General features: G+C 41.1%; 27 protein-coding genes. 12 read left to right on the top strand and 15 right to left on the bottom strand.

All coding sequences use genetic code 11. The features are described 5' to 3' along the window. The first annotated feature begins 1 nt into the window (after position 1). From NSB28_RS10005 to NSB28_RS10035, 7 genes are all read left to right on the top strand, one after another. The gene (locus tag NSB28_RS10005) at positions 2 to 667 is read left to right on the top strand and encodes an ATP-binding cassette domain-containing protein (RefSeq protein WP_109625084.1); all 666 of its coding nucleotides are present in this window, start codon (positions 2 to 4) and stop codon (positions 665 to 667) included. Continuing rightward, positions 657 to 1,259: a DUF5028 domain-containing protein gene (locus NSB28_RS10010; RefSeq protein ID WP_257497492.1), complete on the top strand. Its 603-nt coding sequence runs from the start codon at positions 657 to 659 to the stop codon at positions 1,257 to 1,259. The genes NSB28_RS10005 and NSB28_RS10010 overlap by 11 nt, the downstream gene beginning before the upstream one ends. 123 nt (positions 1,260 to 1,382) lie before the next feature. Then, on the top strand, positions 1,383 to 2,381 hold the full coding sequence (locus NSB28_RS10015; protein ID WP_109625086.1) for a LacI family DNA-binding transcriptional regulator: 999 nt from the start codon (positions 1,383 to 1,385) through the stop codon (positions 2,379 to 2,381). A 127-nt stretch (positions 2,382 to 2,508) separates the two neighbouring features. Next, positions 2,509 to 3,852 (top strand): ADP-ribosylglycohydrolase family protein, encoded by a 1,344-nt coding sequence (locus tag NSB28_RS10020; protein WP_109625087.1) that lies wholly within the window; start codon positions 2,509 to 2,511, stop codon positions 3,850 to 3,852. A 108-nt stretch (positions 3,853 to 3,960) separates the two neighbouring features. Then, positions 3,961 to 5,310, top strand: coding sequence for an ABC transporter substrate-binding protein (locus NSB28_RS10025; protein ID WP_109625088.1), 1,350 nt, complete (start codon positions 3,961 to 3,963; stop codon positions 5,308 to 5,310). A 119-nt stretch (positions 5,311 to 5,429) separates the two neighbouring features. Continuing rightward, positions 5,430 to 6,332: a carbohydrate ABC transporter permease gene (locus NSB28_RS10030; protein ID WP_109625089.1), complete on the top strand. Its 903-nt coding sequence runs from the start codon at positions 5,430 to 5,432 to the stop codon at positions 6,330 to 6,332. After that, positions 6,329 to 7,180 (top strand): carbohydrate ABC transporter permease, encoded by an 852-nt coding sequence (locus NSB28_RS10035; protein ID WP_109625090.1) that lies wholly within the window; start codon positions 6,329 to 6,331, stop codon positions 7,178 to 7,180. The genes NSB28_RS10030 and NSB28_RS10035 overlap by 4 nt, the downstream gene beginning before the upstream one ends. A 312-nt stretch (positions 7,181 to 7,492) precedes the next feature. Here the strand turns inward: NSB28_RS10035 and NSB28_RS25100 are convergent, their stop codons facing one another. The 8 genes from NSB28_RS25100 to NSB28_RS10065 all read right to left on the bottom strand — a co-directional run bounded on the left by NSB28_RS25100 (position 7,493) and on the right by NSB28_RS10065 (position 12,349). After that, positions 7,493 to 7,639 (bottom strand): AAA family ATPase, encoded by a 147-nt coding sequence (locus NSB28_RS25100; protein WP_187374139.1) that lies wholly within the window; start codon positions 7,637 to 7,639, stop codon positions 7,493 to 7,495. A 144-nt stretch (positions 7,640 to 7,783) separates the two neighbouring features. After that, positions 7,784 to 8,500 (bottom strand): hypothetical protein, encoded by a 717-nt coding sequence (locus NSB28_RS10040; protein ID WP_109625092.1) that lies wholly within the window; start codon positions 8,498 to 8,500, stop codon positions 7,784 to 7,786. Between the two features lie 115 nt (positions 8,501 to 8,615). Beyond that, positions 8,616 to 9,158: a GNAT family N-acetyltransferase gene (locus NSB28_RS10045; RefSeq protein ID WP_109625093.1), complete on the bottom strand. Its 543-nt coding sequence runs from the start codon at positions 9,156 to 9,158 to the stop codon at positions 8,616 to 8,618. A 43-nt stretch (positions 9,159 to 9,201) separates the two neighbouring features. After that, positions 9,202 to 9,531 carry a DUF3786 domain-containing protein gene (locus NSB28_RS25105; protein ID WP_109625094.1) on the bottom strand — a complete coding sequence of 110 codons (330 nt, stop codon included), beginning with the start codon at positions 9,529 to 9,531 and terminating at the stop codon, positions 9,202 to 9,204. Further along, positions 9,476 to 9,691: a hypothetical protein gene (locus NSB28_RS10050; RefSeq protein WP_109625095.1), complete on the bottom strand. Its 216-nt coding sequence runs from the start codon at positions 9,689 to 9,691 to the stop codon at positions 9,476 to 9,478. The genes NSB28_RS25105 and NSB28_RS10050 overlap by 56 nt, the downstream gene beginning before the upstream one ends. Positions 9,692 to 9,847: 156 nt before the next feature. Then, positions 9,848 to 10,312, bottom strand: a complete 465-nt coding sequence (locus NSB28_RS10055) for a hypothetical protein (protein ID WP_109625096.1) — start codon at positions 10,310 to 10,312, stop codon at positions 9,848 to 9,850. A gap of 66 nt (positions 10,313 to 10,378) precedes the next feature. After that, on the bottom strand, positions 10,379 to 11,038 hold the full coding sequence (locus NSB28_RS10060; RefSeq protein WP_109625097.1) for a phage head-tail adapter protein: 660 nt from the start codon (positions 11,036 to 11,038) through the stop codon (positions 10,379 to 10,381). A gap of 231 nt (positions 11,039 to 11,269) precedes the next feature. Continuing rightward, positions 11,270 to 12,349 (bottom strand): CdaR family transcriptional regulator, encoded by a 1,080-nt coding sequence (locus tag NSB28_RS10065; RefSeq protein ID WP_109625098.1) that lies wholly within the window; start codon positions 12,347 to 12,349, stop codon positions 11,270 to 11,272. Between the two features lie 181 nt (positions 12,350 to 12,530). Here NSB28_RS10065 and NSB28_RS10070 point away from each other — a divergent pair, with 181 nt between their 5' ends. Together NSB28_RS10070 and NSB28_RS10075 are read left to right on the top strand one after the other, a co-directional pair. Next, entirely contained in the window at positions 12,531 to 13,685 is a 1,155-nt protein-coding gene (locus tag NSB28_RS10070; RefSeq protein WP_109625099.1) for a glycerate kinase family protein, read from the top strand. A gap of 12 nt (positions 13,686 to 13,697) precedes the next feature. Next, entirely contained in the window at positions 13,698 to 14,948 is a 1,251-nt protein-coding gene (locus NSB28_RS10075; protein WP_109625100.1) for a GntP family permease, read from the top strand. Positions 14,949 to 15,136: 188 nt separating this feature from the next. Here the strand turns inward: NSB28_RS10075 and NSB28_RS10080 are convergent, their stop codons facing one another. The 3 genes from NSB28_RS10080 to NSB28_RS10090 form a co-directional block, all read right to left on the bottom strand. Then, the gene (locus NSB28_RS10080) at positions 15,137 to 15,331 is read right to left on the bottom strand and encodes a hypothetical protein (protein WP_109625101.1); all 195 of its coding nucleotides are present in this window, start codon (positions 15,329 to 15,331) and stop codon (positions 15,137 to 15,139) included. Positions 15,332 to 15,354: 23 nt separating this feature from the next. Further along, a complete protein-coding gene (locus NSB28_RS10085) occupies positions 15,355 to 16,092 on the bottom strand; it encodes a hypothetical protein (protein ID WP_257497493.1) in 738 nt (245 codons plus the stop codon). A gap of 86 nt (positions 16,093 to 16,178) precedes the next feature. Then, positions 16,179 to 16,511 (bottom strand): winged helix-turn-helix transcriptional regulator, encoded by a 333-nt coding sequence (locus NSB28_RS10090; protein ID WP_109625102.1) that lies wholly within the window; start codon positions 16,509 to 16,511, stop codon positions 16,179 to 16,181. A gap of 126 nt (positions 16,512 to 16,637) precedes the next feature. Between NSB28_RS10090 and NSB28_RS10095 the strand changes: the two genes are divergently transcribed. Continuing rightward, positions 16,638 to 17,204, top strand: coding sequence for a flavin reductase family protein (locus NSB28_RS10095; protein WP_109625103.1), 567 nt, complete (start codon positions 16,638 to 16,640; stop codon positions 17,202 to 17,204). Positions 17,205 to 17,359: 155 nt separating this feature from the next. Then, positions 17,360 to 19,252 carry a sensor histidine kinase gene (locus NSB28_RS10100; protein ID WP_109625104.1) on the top strand — a complete coding sequence of 631 codons (1,893 nt, stop codon included), beginning with the start codon at positions 17,360 to 17,362 and terminating at the stop codon, positions 19,250 to 19,252. Positions 19,253 to 19,307: 55 nt separating this feature from the next. Here the strand turns inward: NSB28_RS10100 and NSB28_RS10105 are convergent, their stop codons facing one another. Both NSB28_RS10105 and dapA read right to left on the bottom strand, forming a co-directional pair. After that, complete coding sequence (locus NSB28_RS10105) at positions 19,308 to 20,027, bottom strand: LytR/AlgR family response regulator transcription factor (RefSeq protein ID WP_109625105.1); 720 nt, start codon at positions 20,025 to 20,027, stop codon at positions 19,308 to 19,310. 84 nt (positions 20,028 to 20,111) lie between these two features. Then, entirely contained in the window at positions 20,112 to 21,005 is an 894-nt protein-coding gene (gene dapA, locus NSB28_RS10110) for a 4-hydroxy-tetrahydrodipicolinate synthase (RefSeq protein WP_109625278.1), read from the bottom strand. A 377-nt stretch (positions 21,006 to 21,382) separates the two neighbouring features. On the opposite strand from dapA, the gene NSB28_RS10115 reads away from it, so the two are divergent. Continuing rightward, positions 21,383 to 22,033, top strand: coding sequence for an SGNH/GDSL hydrolase family protein (locus tag NSB28_RS10115; protein ID WP_109625106.1), 651 nt, complete (start codon positions 21,383 to 21,385; stop codon positions 22,031 to 22,033). Between the two features lie 56 nt (positions 22,034 to 22,089). Here NSB28_RS10115 and NSB28_RS10120 read toward each other — a convergent pair whose 3' ends face one another. Continuing rightward, positions 22,090 to 22,662 (bottom strand): GNAT family N-acetyltransferase, encoded by a 573-nt coding sequence (locus tag NSB28_RS10120; RefSeq protein WP_109625107.1) that lies wholly within the window; start codon positions 22,660 to 22,662, stop codon positions 22,090 to 22,092. A 23-nt stretch (positions 22,663 to 22,685) separates the two neighbouring features. Continuing rightward, positions 22,686 to 23,546: a hypothetical protein gene (locus tag NSB28_RS10125; protein ID WP_257497494.1), complete on the bottom strand. Its 861-nt coding sequence runs from the start codon at positions 23,544 to 23,546 to the stop codon at positions 22,686 to 22,688. Positions 23,547 to 23,557 lie beyond the last annotated feature (11 nt).

Here is a 23,557-nt window from a genome sequence, read left to right on the forward strand (position 1 = left end):
CATGTTGATAGAAATTAACAACTTATCAAAAGAAATAGGAAATGAATTAATCTTAAAAGACATAAATATGCGTATGGAATCAGGACATGTTTATGGAATAAAAGGGAAAAACGGTTCGGGCAAGACTATGCTCATGCGTGCCATATGTGGTCTTATTTTTCCTACTCATGGCAGTATTATGATTGATGGAAAAGAATTAGGAAAAGACTTATCTTTTCCTGAGAGTGTAGGTGCTTTATTAGAAAATCCAGGATTTATTAACGAATATTCAGGGGTAAAAAATCTGAAAACTTTAGCTGCCATACAAAATAAAGTTGGATATGAAGAAATCTGCGAAGTATTAGTAAAGGTAGGACTCGACCCATCAGACAATAAAAAATTTAAAAAGTATTCTCTTGGAATGAAACAAAAATTAGGAATTGCAGGAGCTATTTTCGAAAATCCTGAGCTCGTTATTTTAGACGAACCAACAAATGCTTTAGATGAAAAAAGCATTGTCTCTTTTAAAGAAATAATAAAAGAATTAAAAGCGAGGCATGCTTTAGTGATCATCTCCTGTCATGATACAGAGGATTTACAGGAGCTGTCAGACACAATATTTACTATGGAAAATGGGAGCATCACAGCTATGGAAAAATGTAATCCGGGGTATGATTATGAAAAATAAGAAATGGTTATTTATCGTGATTGCAGCAGTTGCAATACTATTAGTTTTTACCGGGTATAAAAATGCTAATAAAGAAATTCATCAGCCAAAAGAAGAATATTTTGATTTAAAGAATTGGGCAGAAACTGAGAAAGACTTATTATTCATGGTAGAAGGATACAATTTTATAGAAGATGAAGAGATCCGCAATATGGAAGGACTTCCAGATTCTACAATGTTTCGTGTTCCCATGAAGGTTTTGTGTCTCAAGATTCAGCTAAAGAATAATTGCCAGGAAAATATTCAAGTAAACCTTACAAAATATATTTTAGAGAGTGACGGCTGGTATAATTCTATAGACCAGGATTTTAACCATGTACTAAATCCTGAAAATTACCAATTACTATTTACCCTGGAGCCAAGTGAAATGAAAGAAATGTACCTGCCTTATCTTCTATTGGAATCACATTTTAGAAAATCAGAGTGGGAACAAATAGAAAACAGAGAATTTTGGCTTACATTTAAGCTGTACCCTGAAAAGAAGATGGGAATTTTTCAATCAGATACCCCGCTGAAAGCAGCCGGGGTATTTGACTCTCTTCACTACTGTTGAGCTGCCTTCTGTAAATTATACCCAAAAAAATTTATTTAGTTTGTCTAAAAAGTCAATAGATTATTGTCAGAAATTTCCTTATACTTGAAATAAATCAAAAACGTTAACGCACACGGAGATCAAATGAAGACTACAATTAAAGATATATCTAAATATTGTAACGTTTCTGTCGGTACGGTAGACAGGGCGCTTAATAACCGGCCGGGCATCAGCAGCCAGACAAAAGAGAAAATACTCCAGGCTGCCGAACAGTTAAGCTATCACCCGAATCATACAGGCAGAAGCCTGGCAAAAGGAAAGACGATGACGATCGGAGTTGTATGCTTCGACTTTTATAATTATTTTTTTCCTGAGCTGATCAATACTATCGAGGCAAGAGCAAAGGAAAAGGGCTACTTTATCTATCTCATACTGACCCACCGTAACTTTGATATGGAGAGGGACGGCATCCGCTATTTATGTGAAAGGCAGGTGGACGGAATCATTCTGTTTCCTATCGGTATGGATAAGGGCTATGTCAGAGAATTAGAGAGGATGGGCATCCCCATTGTTACGATTTATAATAAACTGGACTCCCACTTCCCGTTTGTAGGGGTGAATGACAGACAGGCAATGGAAGACGCTGTAGAATATATCGTCTCAAAAGGCTACAAACATATATCATATGTGACACCGGAACTTGAATCACAGGAGAAGGAAGGGCTTAATACATACACTTTGCAGCAGCGCCTTCAGGGATATTTAAACGGCATGAAAAAGGCGGGGCTGGAAGATATACAGGTATTGGAAAAAGGAAGCATTGAGGAAAAAACAGACCTTTTAACTAAAAACATTTCCCTTAAAGGAAAAACTGCTGTCCTGTGCCTGTGTGACTCTTATGCGATCCAGGTGCTGGACTGCCTTCAGAGCCGAAAAATAAGTGTTCCTGATCAGATAGGGCTGATGGGATATGACAATATTGATGCGCTCAAATATATCAAACCACGGCTCACCACAATAAAATATTCTGTTATGCAGATGGGACAGGCTGTTACAGATCTTTTATTCCAGAGCATCCAGGACCCTGAGTTCACAGCTGAATATATACTGGATTACTCCATAGTAGAGGGAGATAGTCTGTAAAAATGAGCGTTTGTAAAAAAGATTGTTTATAAAATAATTAAAACAAATATTTTAATATATTTGTTTTAATTTTGGAAAGTAACGTGTGCGCACACGATATTTATAAAACAGCAAAAGGAGGAAAAAAATGAAGTTACGGGATGTGAAATATGTTCCCTTCTCAGATACCTGGCTAAAGGAAAAAACAGATGATATTACCAGATATCTGAGGCTGTCAGCCGAATTTGGGTGCAGCAATGAAGGAGGCAGGATTTACGAGGATTTTAAAAACAACATTAACAAATGTATCTCACAGTTTCAGGAGCTGGTGCTGGCTCAGAAGGATGATGACGAACCAGATGACCTGGAAAGTATAAAAAAGCTGCGGCCGGAGGGCCCCCGCAGGCTCCTCTCCCATCTTCCGGATGATTATCTGAACCGGTTAAGAGGCGCTTTTTACGGACGTATGGCAGGCTGTACCCTGGGGGCGGCGCTGGAGTTTAATCCCATCGAGACTATGAAGGCATGGGCAGAATATTTTAATGAAGATTTCCCTCCCACAGATTATTGGACGCATATTAAGGATCCTGCTGCTCCCCATTATATAACAGGCAGAAAGCTCGACCTGACAAGAGGACATATGGATGCCGTACCGCCGGATGATGATACTATCTATACTCTGCTGGGTCTGCTGACTCTTGAAAAATACGGCATGGATTTCACACAGGAAGATATGGCTGAAATATGGAAGCGCTATCTGCCGCTGGATGGTGAGAACGAGAGCAGAGGCTGCTACTGGGGGGAGCGGATCATGATGACAAATCTGCTGAATGGCCAAGAACTTCCCGAGGCCGGCCTTGAAGCAAACCCCAATCTCCAGAATATCGCCGGTTGGACCAGGGCTGATTCTTATGGATATGTCTGTCCCGGCTGGCCTGAAAAAGCTGCAGAGCTGGCATATAAGGACTGCTCTGTAAACCACAGGCGGAACGGCGTATATGGAGCCATGTTTATGGCCGCTGCCATATCAGCTGCTTTTGCAGTTGATGACCCGATGGAGGCTGTCAGGATCGGTCTGACCGAGATACCTGAAAACTGCCTGTTTGCTGAGGGCATACATTGGGCGCTTGAGCACCCCTGCAGTGATTACCGCGAGGCAGCTGACAAAATGTGGGCTGTCTACGGCGGAATGTTTAATGGAAGCGCCATTACAAATGCCATTCACGTCGTTATGGGACTGGATATCGGAAAAAAAGACTTTACCAGGACTATCGGACAGACTATTGCAATGAGCGGTGACAATGACTGTACAGGCGCCACAGCCGGAAGTATAGCCGGGGCCGTCATTGGAAAAGAAGCTATTCCTTCAAAATGGACTGATCCATTCCGGGGCAGAATGCATATTTATCTGAAAGGACTGCCGGAATATCTGGATATTGAAGAGGTCTGCGGCAGATATACCGCCCTTGCCAGGAAATTTATGCAGTTCTAAGCACTTGCAGCGTATGTCTTAGCGCATGTCTTTTTGAAGGAAGTCTTTTTGAAGGATCTTTATAACATAACTTTATAATATTGTGTATTGGGAAAGGAGTTAATAAGAATGTTTAAAAAATCAATGTCCTTAATATTAACAGGAGCAATGTTAACACTTGTATTTGCCGGCATAAATAATGGCGGCGCAAGTGAAAAAGCTGGAAAAATAATCCCTGATATTACTAAAACAGAAAGTTCTGAGCAAGTCACCCTTACGATCTGGGATACCTTTGTAGACGGCTCTCTTGGACAGGCCCAGGAAGATATTATCGCGGCATACCAGGAAGCCCATCCTAATGTAACTGTAGAACGTGTGGCTAAAGACGGGGCTACTTTGTCCGAGACATTAAAGGCTGCTTTTATGTCAGGTGATGCTCCTGACCTGGTATATTATGAAGCCGGAATCGGTACTGTTGGAAATTATGTAAAGGCTGGCTACTATGAGGATCTTGCATCTGTCTATGATGAATATGGCTGGAAAGACAATATTATGTCAGCCTGCTGGGAGATTCCCAGTGCAGATGGATATGTATGGGGAGTCGGCAATGAGATGGAGACGATGAGCCTGTATATCAATCAGGCCATCTTTGATGAGCTTGGGCTGGACGTTCCTGAGTCAATTGAAGAGCTCACAGAGGATATGGCCGTGATCAAGGATTCCGGATACCAGGTGCTGGCCAACACACTTGATTCTCAGTGGTACAATAATATGAACTTTATTGGTACTGTGCTTTATGCATATATGACCCAGGACGAAATACAGGACTGCATGAATAATGACGGCTCCTGGGATAAGGAATCTGTAAGGAAGGCTGTAAATTGTATCCAGGATTGGCTGGATAAAGGATACTTCCCAGCCCATCCGGAGGTTGACGGAGACCAGGAGCAGATGTTTTTCAGCGGAGATTATGCATGCTGGATAACTGGAAACTGGGAGGTTGGAAACATTACGGAAAAAGTGGATTTTACAACCTCCATCTATCCATTCCCTGGCTCCGCATCCTGTGCTGACGGCGGCTCCCAGGTAAACTTCTCAGGCGGGGCTTATCTGGTCTACTCCGGCTCTGAGGTAAAAGATACCGCTTACCAGTTTATTGACTTTTCCATCAATAACCCGGATACAGCTAAAATATGGGCGGAAGTGGGAGGAACAATGCCTCCGTACATGAAGGAATACGATGTGGAACTCTCCCCTCTCAGTGAACGGGTTGTAGAACTGCTGGGAGACGAGACACTCCAGAACACAGCCGGAATTAACATGTGGCTTGGAACGGCATCATTTGATTTCTTCTCAAAGGCAGGACAGAATCTGGCGGTCCAGTCTTTGGATGAGGCCTCCTTTATTGCTGAGGCAGAATCCGCCAGACTGCAGGATATAGAAACAGGACTTACAAAAGGCGCATTTAAAGTGAAGTAAGATATCCGCTCCGGCGGATTGCAGAGGCGCGCAGCTTTATGATGCCATGCTCTGCATGACGCGCGCCTCGCAGCAGGAACGTCAGGGCGTTCCTGAATATAATTGGGAGGGTAATATCTATGCAAAAGCCTTTGTTTAAATCATCTTTACACAGGAACCAGGTCATAATGGGATATGTGCTGATTATTCCCGCCTTACTGTTTTTCTTCGTTTTCTTCGGATACAGCCTTGTTCAGGCCTTTCACTACAGTACGCTGGACTGGGATGGTGTCACTGAGCAGACATATGTAGGCATGCAGAACTATATTGATCTGATACATGACTCAGTCTTCTGGAAAGCTTTTACTAATAATGTATTTTACACAGTGGGAATCCTGATATTCGGTGTCCTGCCCGGATTGCTGCTGGCGTATGTCCTGTCCAGGCCGGGCATTAAAGGCCGCACTTTATTCAGATCCGTTTACTTTTTTCCAAGGATCATATCTGCTGTTGTGTACGGGGCGGTATGGAAGTGGATATATGATCCGAGAAACGGCCTTGTTACTATGCTGATAAACATGTTTGGAGGCAACGGCTCCGATATTGCAATTACAGGAAATGTAAAAACTGCCATGCTGGGTATCACAATAACAGGAGGCTGGACATATTTTGGCTTCTGTATGGTAATCTTCATCGCTTCCTTTATGGGCACAGATATGGAACTGGAAGAAGCAGCCACACTTGACGGAGCAAATAAGTGGCAGCTGTTTTACAGCGTGACCCTGCCCCAGATCAAACCTGTCATTAATACAGTCCTTATCTATACTGTGATCGACTGCTTTAAAGTCTATGACCTTGTACTCGTAATGACCAGCGGCGGGCCCAATGACGCCACCCAGATCATGACCTACTATATTTACAAACAGGCCTTTACCTTCAACAAATTCGGCTATGGTTCTGCCGCAGCCATCCTGCTGGGACTATTTATGATCATATTTACTGTAGTATATAATAAATCCATAGGTAAGGAGGACGAGGCATGATGAGATCGCACAGCAAACGCAGAAATAAGCTTATTCTGAAAATTGTGACATATACCGTTTTGATAATAGCACTTGTCTATACACTGATCCCCTTCCTCACAATTATCCTTACTTCCTTCAGGACAGCAAAGGATGCGGTAAGAGGACCATTTACATGGCCCCGCCAATGGGACATTATCAACAATTACATGGAAGCATGGAAAATAGGAAAATTCAGCCACTACCTCTTAAACAGCCTGTATATGATGGTCTTTACAGTTATCGGAACTCTGGCAGTAGCCACTTTAGCAGGCTACTCCTTCGCAAAGTTCCGTTACCCTGGCAGAAATCTGATCTATTACATATTGCTCATAGGAATGATGATACCCTTTCAGACTATAATGCTTCCTTTATATTTTACGCTGAAGTCTATGGGGCTGCTGAATACGCTGACTGGCATCTCCCTTCTGTCTATTGGTACTGGGGAAGGCTTTGCGATCATGATGATGCGTTCATTTTTCGTATCTATTCCCGATTCTATGCTGGAGGCAGCAAGGCTGGACGGATGCTCAGAGATAAAAGTCCTGACAAAGGTAGTCCTGCCTAATACATATCCTGCCTGGTCTTCTTTGGTTGTCATCACTGCTATGGGATCCTGGAATAATCTTCTGGCACCTATGATCTATATCTTCAAGCAGGATAAATATCCGATCCCTTATGCTTTATATGCTTTCCAGTCCGCACACACCACTGACTACCAGCTGCTGGCGGCCGGTATGATGATCTCGATCATCCCCATCGTTATTGTCTATGTGATCTTCCAGAGAAGTTTTCAGAATGGAATTATGGCCGGGGCTGTAAAAGGGTGAGCATGCTATAAAATTATATGAAAATAATAACCACCGGCTATGACGTCCTGCTTGAGGGTATCATAGCCGGTGGTTACTCTATATTTCTATAAATCCAGACTGTTTTGTTCCCAAAAAAACTGCCTGATTCCCATTGTTGTAATTCCTGCCTCATCTCTTTTCAGTTTAATATGATTTCCAACAATCACTATTTTTTTGAAGGAATCGCCTATAGAAAGTAATGGTCTTTCCTCTTGCATTTTCTTATCTGTATCAGGAAGAGAAAACGCTGATTGAATATAATATTTGTTATTTCCTTTATACGCAATAAAATCAACTTCCAGCTGTTTGCGAAGCCTTTTTCCTCTCTCTCAAGTCTTTTTTGAAAAGCTTGAACAAAAGATATGACTTTCCACATCTTCTTACTCCTGTAATTACTTTGACAAAACCATTTTTCTCTCTCAGTTTTATCTGATTCAAATAAAAATTTCTTGCTATCTACATTTTGAAATATTTATATTATCCCCTAATAATAACCACTGCAGTAATGCCTTTTATTACGTTTTTCTTTTTCATTGCCTCCCCTTTACACCAAATTTTAACTTTTCAACTCAACAGACAATTTCATTCTTCTACGTAAATATTTATATCTTTTGTATTATTGATACTTATGACAGGTTTCCCTGAACCTGACTCAAACCTGTTCTGTTTAAGTATGTTCTGCGGAGCATTTATGGTACCATTTTGAATTATATTTAAATCCAATCTGACATTATCCGGTAATTTATCCAAATAAATTGAGACCCCTCGAAATGCATTTGATTCTGAATCCTCCAATGTGATATTATGATCCAACCGGTCAGCCTCTAAGTCAAGAATTACTACTGATTTATTTGCATGTATTAACACATCCGAGTTTATTGTTTCAAAATAGATATGGCCAAAATCCCCTGTTGTTTCAACTTTTTCAAATTCTTTCTGAGGAATGTAAATGACAAAAGAACCAAGAACATTATTATCCGCTTCTGGATTGTCCATCAAAATGTTAATATCCAGTGTATCACCGCTCACCTCACAATGAACTTCATATGTATGATCCGTATTCAAATCCGCATTATTAAATTCAAAATATTTATTTTCACTTTGCCTTATGATAATGGATTTAGCATTCCCGCTCAGATTAACACGGCAAATATCTTCAGCCTCAATATCATCATATATCTGTTTCTTATTTTCCTTACTCGTAAAATTCAGCGTTTTTTCCGCATTCTTAAAGGCAGTACTTACAAATATAATAAAAATACTTATACATAGAAAACACATTCCTTTTATTTTCCTCATTATATCCTCTCCTTTTGTTTATCTGCTTCATGCTTCTATTCAACAGCATGAGCAAAAATATGAGTCCAATATATGAAATCCCAAATGCCTCATATAATTACCATCATTATAAATTCTAATCTGCAACATCACTTAAAAGCTTTTCATATAGCTTAAACAAATCCAATCCATAATGACCAAACCCCAAATCAATCGATTGAATATATTGATAGCCGCAGCGTTCATATAATGCGATTGCAGGCACATTGTTTTCGTAGACATCCAAGCGAATTGCTTTCATACCGTTTTGTTTCCCCCATTTTTCTGCAAAACGCAGTAGCTGTAACCCTATCCCCCTATTCATAAAGGCAGGATGGACAACGAGAGTATGTACTACCAATATTAAGCTGTAATCACCACCATACAGCCACTTAGCATTGTCATAGCCATTTTCGGGCTTATGGTTCAGGATGAAAGCCCCCACAATGCTGTCACCGCTTCGTGCTACGAACAAGCTATTTTCGACTATTCCAGTTAACGCATCCTTCCTGGTTGGATAAATACCTCTTTTCCAACCGGGATAGTTCATACCTGTTTCAAGTACGTCAAGCAGGTCATTGTACAGCTGCTCTATGACATCCAAATCCGCGTCAGTACCATGCTCTATTCTAATCTCCATTTTTTCTCCTCTGCGTGATTTCTTTAATTGTACAAACCTGACCTTAATTTATTACATCAGCACATATTTTCTTAATACGGTCAAACATATGAGTAATTGCAAACATCAAAGTTTCGTAATGCATATAATCGACAACATTTTTATCCACCAAAATTTGCATAGTGGGAGGAAAGTCTTCATCTGCTTCCCAAAATCTCAGAATTATTGAAAGGAATGAAAACAGATTGAGCTTATAAGCTACATCTCCTTTTTCCAATCTTTTTCCATGAAGAGCCTCGCATGCGAAAGATAACTCTTCTGTTTTTCCATTAAAATAATCACCAATGTTTTGAAAAAATTTCTTCCGACCAACTGACTGCCCCTGTTTCTCGATTTATGCGGTATTTTCTATCTACAAACAGAACATAAAGATATTTTTTATCGTACTCTAATGAAAATTTGGAAATTATTTCTTCCTGATTATACTGTAAAAATACATCTGCCATGCTGTCTTTCATTTTGTCATAATTAGATATTTTATACTCTGGTATCATTTCCTTCCCCTCAAAAATATCGATTTATAAGCAATAGTGTAAAACATATTTATTTTGGCTTACTCCTGACAACAAAGTTTTCAAATTATATGCTCCAAGCAAATTTAGACTCTCTTAAATTCAAATTTCCAGACTGCTGGGCAGCCATTAGCTTATCTATAACACAACAGTTGATTTACCAAGATCATTTATATACACCTCAATTGAATCCCCTGGCGCAAAATTTGGTTTATCCCATAAAAAATAACTTTTATGATGATGTACTTCACCTTGGTAAGTATAGGTATAAAGAATCCTATATGGATGTTTATCCCCATACTGCATATATTTTTGCAAATATACTTTTTCCACTATTCCATTAATTCTAGTTCCGCTGGAAAGCAATTCGGAATAAAGCTTGTTTTTGTTAGCGGCAAGTATTTTAAAGATGGTTTGTACAACAATAAAAACTATGCCCAACAAAGAAAAAATGATTCCAAGCATAGTAGGCTCCTGGACCATTGAGCTTGCATTAGGTTTTAATATACCTAAAAAACATAGGATTCCCATAAAAACAAAAGCGATACCCAGCCATAAAAAAATGATTTTCATCAATTCCTCCATGTATCTTGGTTTATTCATATTCCCATCCCTCCCTCCTGAATTTATCATTACTTTTTCAATATGAAATGGCCAAAATGTGAGCTGTCAGCTTGAGCATATTTTATTTTTAATACGCAAACTTGCTTCAATGTGCATAATCCAGTGTCTTGAAAAAGGCATCTGAATTAACCCTTTTATATCTTTTCCGCACCAATAATCAATAAGCCATACTGCTCTTTCATCTGTACTTACAACATTTAAGAATTTTAAATCGTCTTTTCTGCCCTCTGAAATTTTACTTTTCATATCTGTATAAGATAAATTTTTGATTAATTTTTCAGTACTCTCTTTAACCTCAAAAATATAGGAGTAAAGCTCACTCAAATTTAATTTTTCTGAAAATTCTGCTATCTGATATTTTACGAGTTCATTTCCTGTTGTGGCAATTGGCGCATTTATCCGCTCACCATAATTCCCTGAAAAGAAAACCTGCTCATCACCATTTATCAATGTGTGTGCAACAATATCCTCTATGCGAAAAATATGCCATATAGAATACGCAATACTCTTACTATGATAACCATCGGCATTTATAAACGGCATTGCATTAAAATCTTCTCTGCTTAATTCGTCCTTTAGTGATGTAAGTGTATTCATCAGTCTATTACGCAGATCAAACAATGCAGCAATGCCATCTGTGTAAGTATCTATCTTTTTGATTTGTGCCTGTACAGTTTTATTTATTTCAGACCATTCTTTCTTCATAGGTGTCACTTATGCCCATCTTTACAATTTTTCCGTTCAATGGCTTCGTCTTATTTACAGATTACAGTTTCATCAATTATATCATAAATATAAAATAAAAACAGTATTGAATGCACTAACCGGTAACACCCGCAGGATATGTTTATCTCAAATACTCTTTATAAAAGGGACTGTAATCTGTGAGGAGGAACAGCCTTATCAAAATTATCTTACTTCACATGAATATAATCTCTAAGCTAATCTAACCGCAAGGTACAATTTCACTGCGTCCCGAAAACACCGGGGATCAAATCCCGAAATATCATAAATACGTTTAAGTTTATACTGTAAGGTATTTTTATGAATAAATAACTTCTCAGCTGTATCCTTTAATGACATATTTTCGTCAAAATATGTTTTCAAAAGAGCGATCTCTTCTTTGCCAAATTTTCCGATCATTTTCTGAAGATATTCTTCCCTGGCAGCCCCATTCACACACCCAAGGATAATCTCTAATTCCAGTTCATCGAAACATGCAAACGAACTTTCCTCTGTTAAGCTTGCTATAGCTGTACAGGCTGATTGAAATGAAATATTCTGTTTCCAAAGTGAATTACAGCTTCCAACACCAACTGAAAGAATCTGTCCGTACTTTTCTGACAGATTTTTAAAAACATACTCCCATTTATGATATTGGTTTTCAGGCATAAGCAGAATATATTGGTTTGGATATTGAAAAGTGTAGATTGGATTTTTAATTACCTCAAATGCACGATATATCTGATTTTCTATCATAGAAAGATTACTTGGGTTATAATGAGAATTTAATTCCACCAGCACTACTCTATAGATATCCTCAACGCTTTGTCCTAAATCACTCAATAAGTCCTTTGCCAATTCAAAATCAATATCATTTCCTTCTGTTAAGGTACGAATCAAATAATTCATTTGATTCTTCTTTCCATAGTTAAAAGAATCAATTTCCTGTTCCCTTAAGATCAATGATGTTATCTTTTGCGCTAACATGGCATATTGCCTGACTTCACCCGGTTCGCCGCTTATTCCAATAGCAGCTATCAGCTCTCTGTTATATATAAATGGAATGTTTACCCCTTTGTGAGTTCCATAAAAACTGTCATCCGATGTTACCTCTATGGTTTCCTGTTTTTCAATTACCCTTTTCCCTATTTCATGAAAATCACCGATTCTGGAAAAGTCAGTACTGGCAAAAATGATGCCCTTGGGATTGATAAAATTAATGTCATATCCACAAACATCTTTTACCGTATCAACAATTTTCTGTGCTGTGCGCTTCGATAAGTATACTGACATAAAATGCTCTCCTTTATTCTTTATACTATATTTTCATTTGTTTTTTCAATTAATATTGTTATTTATAATATATCACAATTTCATAAAGTCCAGTATTATTATTCTAACAAAGGCGAGAAATAAGTTACTGGACATGAAGCGGACAGTCACACTGGAAATAATCTTTGAGGAGGAATTTAATATGGATGTAGTGATCGCAATTGATTCGTTAAAAGGAAGCCTGACATCCCTTGAAGCAGGTAATGCTATTTCAGATGGCATTAAAAAAGTTTTTGAAGATGCAAACGTAATTGTCAGACCTCTGGCGGACGGTGGAGAGGGAACTGTTGAAGCACTTACTCTCGGAATGAATGGAACTTTAAAACACGTCTCTGTAACAGGACCTCTTGGAAAACCTGTAGATGCTGTATATGGCATCATGGACAAAGTTTCATCCGGCCAAAAAAGGACAGCTGTCATAGAAATGTCTGCCGCTGCCGGAATTACTTTAGTTGAAGAAAGTGAAAGGAATCCTCTCGTAACAACTACATATGGAGTTGGAGAATTGATTGTTGATGCTATAAGAAACGGATGTCATCATTTTATCATCGGGATCGGCGGCAGCGCCACTAATGATGGGGGGATTGGAATGCTGCAGGCTTTAGGTTTTGGTTTTTTAGATAAAGATGGCAGGCAGATTCCCTATGGTGCCGGGGGGATTGAGAGTCTTGACAAAATTACAGACGAATACGTTATTCCAGAATTAAAAGAATGTACATTTCGAATCGCTTGTGATGTAACAAATACACTTTGCGGAGAGCAGGGATGCAGCGCTATATTTGGTCCACAAAAGGGAGCTACCCCATCGATGATCATGCAGATGGACAAATGGCTTCGCTATTATGCAGCATTAGCCCGGGAAAAATATCCAACTGCAAATATGAATCATGCCGGAACAGGTGCTGCCGGCGGTCTTGGATTCGCATTTCTTACCTTCACAAATGCAGTGCTGGAATCAGGGATCAAAATTGTATTAGAAGAAACAAATCTGGAGGAATACATAAAAGAAGCTGATATTGTTATTACCGGCGAAGGACGTCTCGACTCACAAACAGTAATGGGCAAAGCACCTATCGGTGTTGCAAATATTGCAAAGAAATATAATAAAAAAGTAATTGCGTTCTCTGGATGTGTAACAGAAGATGCTGTTGTATGCAACGAAGCTGGAATAGATGCATTTTTTCCAATTTTAAGAAGAGTTGTTTCACTGCCAGATGCAATGGACCATGATATTGCAAAAAGTAATATGACCAAAACAGTTGAGCAGGTCTTTCGGCTGATTAAAACTTTACAATAGGGGGCTTAAACAATGGAATATACATTTTCAACAGCAGGCGCTTTGATCGGACTTGTTATTGCAATCATTTTGATTATTAAAAAAATTCATCCTGCATATAGCTTAATTCTGGGGGCTCTGGTTGGCGGCATCATTGGCGGCGGAGGTTTAGTTACAACTGTAAATACAATGGTATCTGGCGCTCAAAGCATGATGTCATCTGTATTACGGATTATGACTTCCGGAATTTTAGCCGGTGCCCTGATAAAAACAGGCTCTGCTGAAAAAATAGCAGACACAATCGTTGTAAAACTGGGGCAGAAACGCGCAATAGCTGCAATATCTATTGCAACAATGATTATCTGTGCTGTAGGTGTATTTGTAGATATCTCTGTTATTACCGTAGCGCCAATCGCTATAGCTATAGGTAAGAAAGCCAATCTTTCCAAAGCCGGCATCTTACTCGCAATGATAGGCGGCGGTAAAGCCGGAAATATTATTTCTCCAAATCCTAATACAATTGCTGCCTCTGAAGCATTTGGGATTGATCTTACAGCCTTAATGATGAAAAATATAGTTCCTGCTCTTTTTGCACTGATTGTAACAATTTTGCTTTCTGGATTTCTGGCAAAAAAGGCTTCCGATAATTATGAAAGTTCAGGTGAAGCAGCTCCTAAAAATCTGCCAAATTTAATGGCTGCCATTGCCGGACCTCTTGCAGTGATCATTCTTTTAGCCTTAAGACCCGTCTCCGGCATCAGCATTGACCCGCTAATTGCACTTCCTCTGGGCGGCATTATCAGTATTATTGTCACAGGCAATGCAAAAAACACTATCGCATATACTGAATTTGGACTTAGTAAAGTAATCGGTGTATCCATTCTCCTGATTGGAACAGGTACATTAGCTGGCATTATTAAAACATCAGCTCTTCAGTATGACATGATTACATTGCTGGAGATAATGAATATGCCGGCATTTATTCTTGCACCGCTCTCCGGGATCCTAATGGCCGGAGCAACCGCTTCCACTACAGCCGGGGCAACTATTGCATCTCAGACATTCTCAGGAACATTATTAGAAGCTGGGGTTCCCGGTATTTCAGCCGCTGCAATGATTCATGCAGGCGCTACTGTTATTGACTCCCTGCCTCATGGTTCATTTTTCCATGCCACTGGCGGCTCTGTGTTCATGAATATCAAAGAACGCATGAAACTGATTCCTTATGAGGCAGCTGTGGGACTTACAAGTACTATTGCATCTGTTATTATATATTTAATTTAATGGTTTGTTCGCGGTAATAAAAGGCATGACTCCCAGTTCAAGTCATGCCTCTGTTACTTATGCAATATCTTTGGACAAATTCAATTATTTCATCTGCAGCCTATCCAATTATTTAATTCGTTTTCAATTTTATTTGACTGTCCTGTATTTTCAAAAGGTTCGGACACGGATATGGTTTCCTCGTTGATCTACTTCATTATTTTCTTTAAAAAAATACCAATTATAAATCCAACAACCAGTCCAGTCAGACTTTTTAGAGTATCATCTGTTAACCACCATCCAACTGCATATCCTATACAAGCACAAGTTGACCCCCGGGCAATAATAGATGCAACTGTCAGGGAGTTCTCTTGTTCATTCTCATTTTTATGCTTATTATCCAAATTACATCACCTCAAATTTTCTTTTAATTTTCAATAATCCATATTAGCCAGTTTGTAAATTCAACAGCTAAATGTTTTTGATGAGCTTTGACTATTGTTTTAGGACACAATACAGGAAATTCAACTACTAACCTGCATTCCATTCCGTCAGACGTGTTTCTGAATTGATGTCTTACACCGCCAATAACCGTTCCGTCTTTTAATTTTGCCACACCCGCTGACTGGTATTTAAATTGAGGGTTTTTAGGCTCTATTATTCCATTTTCATCACCAAATGTAATAAAAAATTGTACTGGTATTGGTGCATTCCCGGTTGTTTCAATAACCTCTAAAACTCCATTTTTATCAGGTGTTAAGACATAGTGTTCAGGATAGACTGATAAATTCACTTTCCGATTTTCATTTGTGGCTTCTACCATTAAGGAATCCAGCATTTGACTAAATTTATCAGCGGTTATTCCCTTTGCCAGTATTGTTGTCCTGGATGCACGCCGTTTTTTTCCAGAAAGTATACATGCAATTTTCATCACATATCTGCTTAAAAATAGTTTCTTTCTCAGAATCCTCCTGATTTCATCATCAGAAAATTGAACTTTTATCTTTGTTAATCTCCTGTTCATCTCTGATAACGTTACATTTTGTGGAATTTTTATATGTAAAGTTCTGTATGCTTTTTTTAATCTGGATTTTTTCCAAACATTCATATCTTGCTGGCTGAACCGCTTTCCATTGATTAAGACTTTTATGTTTTTTTCTTTCATTTTATTCCTCCTCAAATTCTTATTTTCTTTCTGCCAACCTGAAATGTACTAATACGGCTACAAACACCTTATCATAAACGATAATGCTATTCTCTGTTCTTCTCACCCCAAATACATAGTTGGTCTAACACATCCATCAGAGATCTTCCTCTGTCACTCAGACTGTACTCAACCTTTGGCGGTATCTGAGGATATTCTTTTCTGATAATGAGCCTGTCTGATTCAAGCTCTTTCAAATGATTGCTAAGTGTTTTATCCGTCACATTTTTCAAATATCGTTTTAATTCATTGAACCTCACAATTTCAAACTCCATCAGACAGTAAAGGATAACCATCTTGTACTTTCCAGATATAAGCGACAGCGTATAACTGAATCCTGTATCTTCAAAATTTGCATTCTCTATATATTTCTTTATCATTTTATACTTTCCTTTTTGATAGTACCTAACTTTAAAGATGGTACTTGTACTTTTTCTGCTGCATGATACAATCATATATAAGAACACAATATTTGTCAATCCTATATAAGAAATGAGGTAATCGTAATGAGAAAAAAGCTTAAGATAACAGAAGGTATTTTTCCAATGCCTGTTTTAATGGTGGCAACTTACAATGAAGACGGCAGTGTTAATGTCATGAATGCTGCATGGGGCACGATGCAGGAAAGAGGCAATGTGGTTCTAAATTTGACAGAGACACATAAAACAGTAAAAAACATCAAAGCAAGAGGTGCATTTACAGTAAGCATTGCCGACGCTGCCCATGTGGTAGAGGCAGATTATTTTGGAGTTGAGTCAGGGAACAGAGTTTTAAAAAAATTTGAAAACAGCGGTCTTACAGCAAGCAGATCCGAGATACTGGACGCTCCGGTTATCAATGAATTCCCACTCTGCTTAGAATGTGAATTTATTGAGTATCAGAACGGAAAATACGGATGCGGCGTCATCGGTAAAGTGGTAAATGTGACAGCAGATGAAAGCGTCATAGCTGACGGTAAGATTGACATGTCCTTAGTAAACGCTATTGCCTTTGACCCATATACGCATGGTTACTATAAGGTGACTGAAAGAGTTGGCGAAGCCTTCAAAGACGGCTTACAGCTTAAAAAGTAATATTCACAAAGCTACCGATACGGCTTATATGCATAAACCATGACGGCACATATACAAATATTCCTGTTTGGCCGAAAAATGCCCCTAACTGGTAAGATTTTGGCTTGATTTCGCACCTCCTTTCCTGCTATCCTTGTATCAAAGGAGGTGCCTTTTTGAAAACAATTAAACCCAAATGGAATATGGGGCTGCTCCCTCTGTATGCTGTAATCATACTGCTGGCTGCCTCTTTCCTCTATTCCTATATGTATACTGACGCGGAAAGATTATTTTTGACTCCGGTATTTACAGACAATAATGGATGGGAAATCTACAGACTGGAGGACGGGGTCAAAAAGAATATCACTGTAGAGGAACTGTCCGAAAATTCTGGCGAAACTATCTATCTTTCCCGAACACTGGATCAGGAACTGGAGGATGGCGGGTATACCATTCTGGAGCTGGATGGCATGGCCTGGCAGGAGAGCGTTTTTCTGGACGGCGCGCTGCTATACACAGCCAATCCGGCGCTGGATAACCGGATCGGTCATGTGGAATTCTCTGAGGAGTATCAAGGCATTCAGGGTATGGGGGAATATGTGCGCCTGTCACTGCCGCCAGGCTATGGCGGAAAGACTCTGACCATCGCGGCCGCCGCCAATACAGCTATAAAGGAACACAGCACACCGATGATCCGCCTGTCCAGTGAAGCAGTCCAGACACAGCTGCTGGTCAGTGACGCCAACCGTATTTCCATACCTGCCGCTGTATGCATGACGGCTGCTGTCCTGCTGCTGGGATTATTTTTCTATAATCTCTACTATGACAGAAAGTCCTTTTCCATCCTGCTGCTGACGCTGGCAGCACTCATACAGGCACTGCGTATCCTGCTCGATTTTGAATTCCGGTTCAGCTCTCATTTTGCCCTGGATTTCATCACCTCAGAACTGCTGGTTCCCCTGGCCTATGGTCTGCCTCTGCTGTATCTGCTCACACAGATGAAGCGTTGGAAGAAATGGTATGCGCCTTTTTTGCTTATTCCACTTGTTTTGTCTGTGGGGCTGCATATCATGGGAAGGATTCCGGTATTCACGGCTGTTTCCTCATATTCTTATGATGCCGTTCTTTATATTCCTCTTCTGGCGCTGGGGGTTTTCGTTGTGCTGGAATGGAAGGACAGAAATACCGTTTACCGCCTGTTTACTCCTGCTTTCCTTGCTGTCACAGCTGTCATTCTCCTGGACGCTCTTGGCTGCGCAATGGCCGGAAAAGCTTCCATCCTGACCAGTATCCTGCGAATGCCGGGTTATTTCTTATACGAAGCATTTCTGTACAGCGGCGGAATCCTTTTGTTCCTCGCCGGCGGGATCAGTTTCCTGCTGACTGTGAAAAAAGCCGCCGATACGCAAAGCGCCCTTTCTGTGATGACAGCAAGAAATGAGCTGGTGAAAGAGAATATCAGAAGTATCCAGGAAAGCAGTACAGAAATATCTGCCATGCGCCATGACATGCTGCGTCACCTGCACGCCATGCTGGATCTAAGTCAGCAGGGAGAAAACAAACGTCTGGAAAGCTACCTGAAAGAACTGGCGGAGGAGACAGAAGACATTCTGCCTCTGCAGGTATGCCAGCACCCCCTCGTCAATGCTCTGGTGACACGCTCACTGGCCAGTGCAAAAAGAGAGCGGATTCAGATGGAGTATCATGTGGAGGTGCCTGCCGATCTCCCGGTGACAGACAGCGACCTTTGCATCCTCGTAATGAACATGCTGGACAATGCCATCGAAGCGGTATCCTCTCTCTCAGAGGAGAAGAAGCGCACCATCGAATTGACAATGCACGTGCGTGGGCGCTATCTTTTTATTGAGACCATCAATTACTGTGAGAGAGCCGTTTTGGTGGACGCAGAAACAGGGCTGTTTATCAGTATGAAAGGTCCGGGACACGGCTATGGCATGAAAGCTATGTCGGAAATTGCGAAAAAATACAAAAGTATACTGCAGGTCAGGCAGGAGGGGGATACGGTTATGGTTCGCACTGCACTGCTCATTCCTGGAGAAAAAGAGTAAATTAAAAACGCTGTCAATTCCAATTTCTCGGAAAACAGCGTTTTTTATACCTTTGTTATAACTTTAGATAGGCAAAATATCTCTCCAGGACCTGGTCATGATAGCGGCGGCTGATGGGAAATTTTTTTCCGTTGTCCATTAGCACGTCCGTGCGCTGAATCTCATTGACGTGACTGAGATTCACCAGATAACTGTTGTGGGACTGGCAGAAACTGACTGGCGGAAGCTGGGGCTTCAAAGCGGACAAGGCGCCGTTCCAGTCCTGATAACTGTCTGCAAGCCAGATCCTTGCATGGTGCTGGGTGGATTCCAGCGCGTAAATATCCTGATACAGGATGGCAAGCTGCCTTCCGCCTACTTTTAGAGCCAGCCGTGCGCCGGCATAATTCCTGCGGTAATCTGATAAGAGGATCTCTTTATATTTTTCTAAATCCACAGGCTTGAGAAGGTACCATAAGGGACGGGTATCAAAACAGTCGAATACATAATCCCGATGGGATGTTATAAAGATGATACTGCATTTAACCTGCTGTTCCCGGAGCGTCCGTGCCAGCTCCATTCCATTTTCCCTGGAAATCTCTATATCCAGCAGCAGGAGGCTGTAGGAATCTTTGTCCTCCAGAACCCTGCTCTGTACTTGTGCAGCCTGACTAAACAGGTCCATACCAAAATCGCTGCCGCGCACAAGACCGCTGACTGTCAGGATTTCTTCTGTTGCCCGGCCCAAGTGATGCAAAAAAGCTTCATCATCGTCACAGATGGCAATTCGGTACATTTCTTCCACCAACTTTCCTTTACTATGCTTGTATGTGAAAGTATACCATTTTTCAAAGGCTTAGGCAAACTGTTTTGTGTCCGTTTACCGCTCTATAAGTCCGTACCCGGCCATAACTTCATACATTTTTTCAGCCGTGTCTTGTTCCATATCACAGAGGGGGAGCCTGCAAGGGCCTGCATCATATCCCATGACACGCATGGCCTGTTTTACCGGGATCGGATTCACATCCAGGAAGAGCGCTTTCATTAAAGGAAGGTATTTCAGCTGAAGATCTTCACTTTTTTTAGCATCTCCCTTCATATACGATATACAGATATCATGGACGGCCTCTGGAAGAATATTTCCCAGCACAGAGATGACTCCTTTTCCCCCAAGAGCCAAAATATCTGCTGCCTGGTCGTCATTTCCTGAATAAACAGTCAGATCGTCACCGCAAAGAGCGCCTATATCGGTGATCTGCTGATAATTTCCGCTGGCTTCCTTTACCGCTGCTATATTGTCAATCTCACTCAGCTTCTTATAAGTGTCTGGAAGAATATTGACCCCTGTTCTGGACGGCACATTATAAAGAATGACAGGGAGCTTTGAGGCCTTTGCACATTCTGAGAAATGCAGGAACAGGCCCTTCTGTGATGCCTTGTTGTAATATGGTGTTACATGTAGAAGACCGTCTGCGCCAGCCTTCTCACATTCTCCGGAAAGCCAGACTGCATGTGCCGTATTGTTGCTCCCTGCTCCCGCAATGACCGGGAGCCTGCCCCTGACCGTCTTAACAGCATGCCGCACCAGTTCTATATGCTCCTCATCCGTCAATGTGGAAGCCTCCCCTGTAGTACCAGCCACAATAACCGCGTCTGCTTTTTCCCTGACCTGCTTCTTGAGCAGCTTGTCAAACATCTCATAATTTATTGAACCGTCCTCCCTCATAGGGGTGATGATTGCCGTACCTGCTCCTTCAAATATAATCCTTTTCATAATAAATAAGACCTCCTGATAATCTATTTTCTGCCCTGAACCTGTTTTCCAGGAATGCCTGGGCATTCTTGCTGCGAAACGTGTATCCTGCTTGGGGCAAATAACTGAATTAATATCTATATTATAATTATGCAGATATGAAGATTGTGTAAAAAAGATGCCCGGGGCATAAAGATGGTCTTAGAGTGTGTTTGAAGTAACCAGCGTACACGCTTTTACTGATTTACTTCTCGTTCACTAGATGTTAAGATAAAAATATCGTATTATAAATAAAAAAAGAGCCTGTTTGAAAATTCATTCCCTCAGTCTGCACGCCTCACTTTGCGGTATATCTCACGGAAAGTATTATTCAGACAAGCTTTAAAACGGAGGATATTATGAAAACTCTTCTTTTTCTGGGCGACAGCATCACAGACGCCGGACGTCTGTTCTCTGGCCGGGCTGACGGACTTGGAGACGGCTATGTATCGGTTCTGGCTGACAGGCTGAAGGACTCAGCCCAAAACTTCCGAATCATAAATAAAGGCCATGACGGCTTTACCCTGCCGCGGATCATACACAATCTTTCTCAGGACTGTTTTTCATGCCGGCCTGATATGGTCAGCATTCTGGCCGGGATCAACGATGCCTCCATCTGTATGAACACAGGACTTAGCCTGAAGGATTACGGCTTTACAGCTTATTATGAACAGCTTCTGCTGTCCATCCAGGCAAATACCTCAGCCAAGATCGTCTGTATGGGACCTTTTCTGTTCCCTTACCCGCAGGAATATTTAAACTGGCTCCCTCTTGTGAATGAAATTAATCTCTGCATAAAAGAGCTGACAGACAAATACCATCTTCCCTTCATTTACCTGCAGGATCTGTTAAATGGTGCGGCCCGGGAACAGGGATACAGCAAAATCACCGTGGACGGCGTCCACCTGACTCCATTGGGCCATCAGCTGGCAGCCGGGGCCTGGCTGAAGGGAGTCCGGCTGAAGAGAACCAGGCAAAAAGCCGTTTGGCCGGAAGATTCCTTATTTTAAATACGCAGCAAGGGCCACGCGGAAACAGTCAGATCTGCCGCCGCATGGCCCCTCCATTATTCCATAGTCTTCTTCACCATTCTGTACATGAGTATCTCATCACGGTAAGTACCGTCTTTCAGCTTGAAAGCCTTTGGTATCCTGCCGCACTGGATAAATCCTTTTTTATTGTAGAGGGATATCCCTCTCTCATTCCCCTCGCATACCCCCAGTTCAACCATCTCATAGCCCATGCCCGGCGCCTCCTCAAGGAGTATATCTAAAAGCATGCCGCCGATTCCCAGCCCCCAGGCTTCTTTTATGATCGCTATGCCAAAACTGGCTCTGTGTTTCATTTTGAACCGTTCACCTGCACTCTGAATACCTGCATTGCCCACCAGCTTTCCATCCAGAAATGCTCCAAGCATCAGACTCCTCTTATCCTCCTGGTTCTCTTTGAGCATTTCCTTTTTCCGCTGTATCTCCTCCTCACTGATCTCCACTTCTTCAGGATACCTGACCATATTTTCAGTCTCCGCAGATGTCTGTCTCATATATTCCAGCATTTCCAGAGCATTTTCCGGCTCCTGGTTCTTCAGTACAAGTGTCCTTCCATCCTTCAGTGTGACTGCTTTCGGCTCAAAATGCATCTTCTTACCTCCTGTGTACCGCCTTACTCTTCATCTGCCTTCTTCTGCAGCATTTCTTTGGGCGTAATTTTTTCAGCTTTTATTATATTCCCCTCATCATCTCTGGATACATATATATAAATCCGGGCTTCTTTTGCTTTTTCAAGTCCATTCTGATACATACTGCCGTCATCATCCATCAACATGAAAATCATATTTCCTTCCCAGGTCCAGCATCCATTCTTATTTACGCCAATGCCTGCCTCCTCGTATTCCCGGCGTTTTTTCTTCTCTGCCTTTTTTTCCTCTTCTGTCAATACACCGCTCCCGTCAGCCACTGCTGTGGTGACCGCCTCTTCTGTAATCATTCCCTCCATGGCTTCACCCTCACCTATACAGTAAGATGAATCTGAACTTTCTATAAAATATGCCTCTTCACTGCCTTTTTCATTTATCTCCTGAATTTCCGTCTGCTTATCATATTCTTCTTTGGTTGCTTTCCTGACTCCTGTCAGCTTACTGTTTTCATCCCGGACTGTATACAGGTCGATTTCTCCCTTGCTGGAAAAAAATGTGATATACGTATTCTCATACTGTTCATCCAGAAGCCACCTTACCACTTTTCCCTTATAAAGGATATTGTCTGTATCTGCATCATACGTTACCCCGTATTTTTCCAGATATGCCAGGCTTTCTCTCTTTCTCTCCCTGTCGGCTGCCTCCCATTTTTCTCTTTCCTCATCAGTCATTGAATCAAGGTCCACAGAATAAGCTGCCCCTCCATCTGTATAATATCTGATACCCCCATCACCCTCATCAACTCCCAGAGTCTTCGCCTGAGCGGTAAGACTCGTACAGGCAAAAAGCCCCATTGCTGCCATACATACTAAATACTTAGATTTCATAATATACCCCT

Origin of the sequence: Murimonas intestini (genome assembly GCF_024622195.1) — a bacterium.
In the GTDB taxonomy this organism is placed as follows: domain Bacteria; phylum Bacillota; class Clostridia; order Lachnospirales; family Lachnospiraceae; genus Murimonas; species Murimonas intestini.

What these genes read in the sequence shown, in the direction of transcription:
- NSB28_RS10005 (WP_109625084.1), top strand. Translation starts at nt 2, where the DNA reads ATGTTGATAGAAATTAACAACTTATCAAAAGAAATAGGAAATGAATTA.
- NSB28_RS10010 (WP_257497492.1), top strand. Translation starts at nt 657, where the DNA reads ATGAAAAATAAGAAATGGTTATTTATCGTGATTGCAGCAGTTGCAATA.
- NSB28_RS10015 (WP_109625086.1), top strand. Translation starts at nt 1,383, where the DNA reads ATGAAGACTACAATTAAAGATATATCTAAATATTGTAACGTTTCTGTC.
- NSB28_RS10020 (WP_109625087.1), top strand. Translation starts at nt 2,509, where the DNA reads ATGAAGTTACGGGATGTGAAATATGTTCCCTTCTCAGATACCTGGCTA.
- NSB28_RS10025 (WP_109625088.1), top strand. Translation starts at nt 3,961, where the DNA reads ATGTTTAAAAAATCAATGTCCTTAATATTAACAGGAGCAATGTTAACA.
- NSB28_RS10030 (WP_109625089.1), top strand. Translation starts at nt 5,430, where the DNA reads ATGCAAAAGCCTTTGTTTAAATCATCTTTACACAGGAACCAGGTCATA.
- NSB28_RS10035 (WP_109625090.1), top strand. Translation starts at nt 6,329, where the DNA reads ATGATGAGATCGCACAGCAAACGCAGAAATAAGCTTATTCTGAAAATT.
- NSB28_RS10040 (WP_109625092.1), bottom strand. Translation starts at nt 8,500, where the DNA reads ATGAGGAAAATAAAAGGAATGTGTTTTCTATGTATAAGTATTTTTATT.
- NSB28_RS10045 (WP_109625093.1), bottom strand. Translation starts at nt 9,158, where the DNA reads ATGGAGATTAGAATAGAGCATGGTACTGACGCGGATTTGGATGTCATA.
- NSB28_RS10050 (WP_109625095.1), bottom strand. Translation starts at nt 9,691, where the DNA reads ATGATACCAGAGTATAAAATATCTAATTATGACAAAATGAAAGACAGC.
- NSB28_RS10055 (WP_109625096.1), bottom strand. Translation starts at nt 10,312, where the DNA reads ATGAATAAACCAAGATACATGGAGGAATTGATGAAAATCATTTTTTTA.
- NSB28_RS10060 (WP_109625097.1), bottom strand. Translation starts at nt 11,038, where the DNA reads ATGAAGAAAGAATGGTCTGAAATAAATAAAACTGTACAGGCACAAATC.
- NSB28_RS10065 (WP_109625098.1), bottom strand. Translation starts at nt 12,349, where the DNA reads ATGTCAGTATACTTATCGAAGCGCACAGCACAGAAAATTGTTGATACG.
- NSB28_RS10070 (WP_109625099.1), top strand. Translation starts at nt 12,531, where the DNA reads ATGGATGTAGTGATCGCAATTGATTCGTTAAAAGGAAGCCTGACATCC.
- NSB28_RS10075 (WP_109625100.1), top strand. Translation starts at nt 13,698, where the DNA reads ATGGAATATACATTTTCAACAGCAGGCGCTTTGATCGGACTTGTTATT.
- NSB28_RS10085 (WP_257497493.1), bottom strand. Translation starts at nt 16,092, where the DNA reads ATGAAAGAAAAAAACATAAAAGTCTTAATCAATGGAAAGCGGTTCAGC.
- NSB28_RS10090 (WP_109625102.1), bottom strand. Translation starts at nt 16,511, where the DNA reads ATGATAAAGAAATATATAGAGAATGCAAATTTTGAAGATACAGGATTC.
- NSB28_RS10095 (WP_109625103.1), top strand. Translation starts at nt 16,638, where the DNA reads ATGAGAAAAAAGCTTAAGATAACAGAAGGTATTTTTCCAATGCCTGTT.
- NSB28_RS10105 (WP_109625105.1), bottom strand. Translation starts at nt 20,027, where the DNA reads ATGTACCGAATTGCCATCTGTGACGATGATGAAGCTTTTTTGCATCAC.
- dapA (WP_109625278.1), bottom strand. Translation starts at nt 21,005, where the DNA reads ATGAAAAGGATTATATTTGAAGGAGCAGGTACGGCAATCATCACCCCT.
- NSB28_RS10115 (WP_109625106.1), top strand. Translation starts at nt 21,383, where the DNA reads ATGAAAACTCTTCTTTTTCTGGGCGACAGCATCACAGACGCCGGACGT.
- NSB28_RS10120 (WP_109625107.1), bottom strand. Translation starts at nt 22,662, where the DNA reads ATGCATTTTGAGCCGAAAGCAGTCACACTGAAGGATGGAAGGACACTT.
- NSB28_RS10125 (WP_257497494.1), bottom strand. Translation starts at nt 23,546, where the DNA reads ATGAAATCTAAGTATTTAGTATGTATGGCAGCAATGGGGCTTTTTGCC.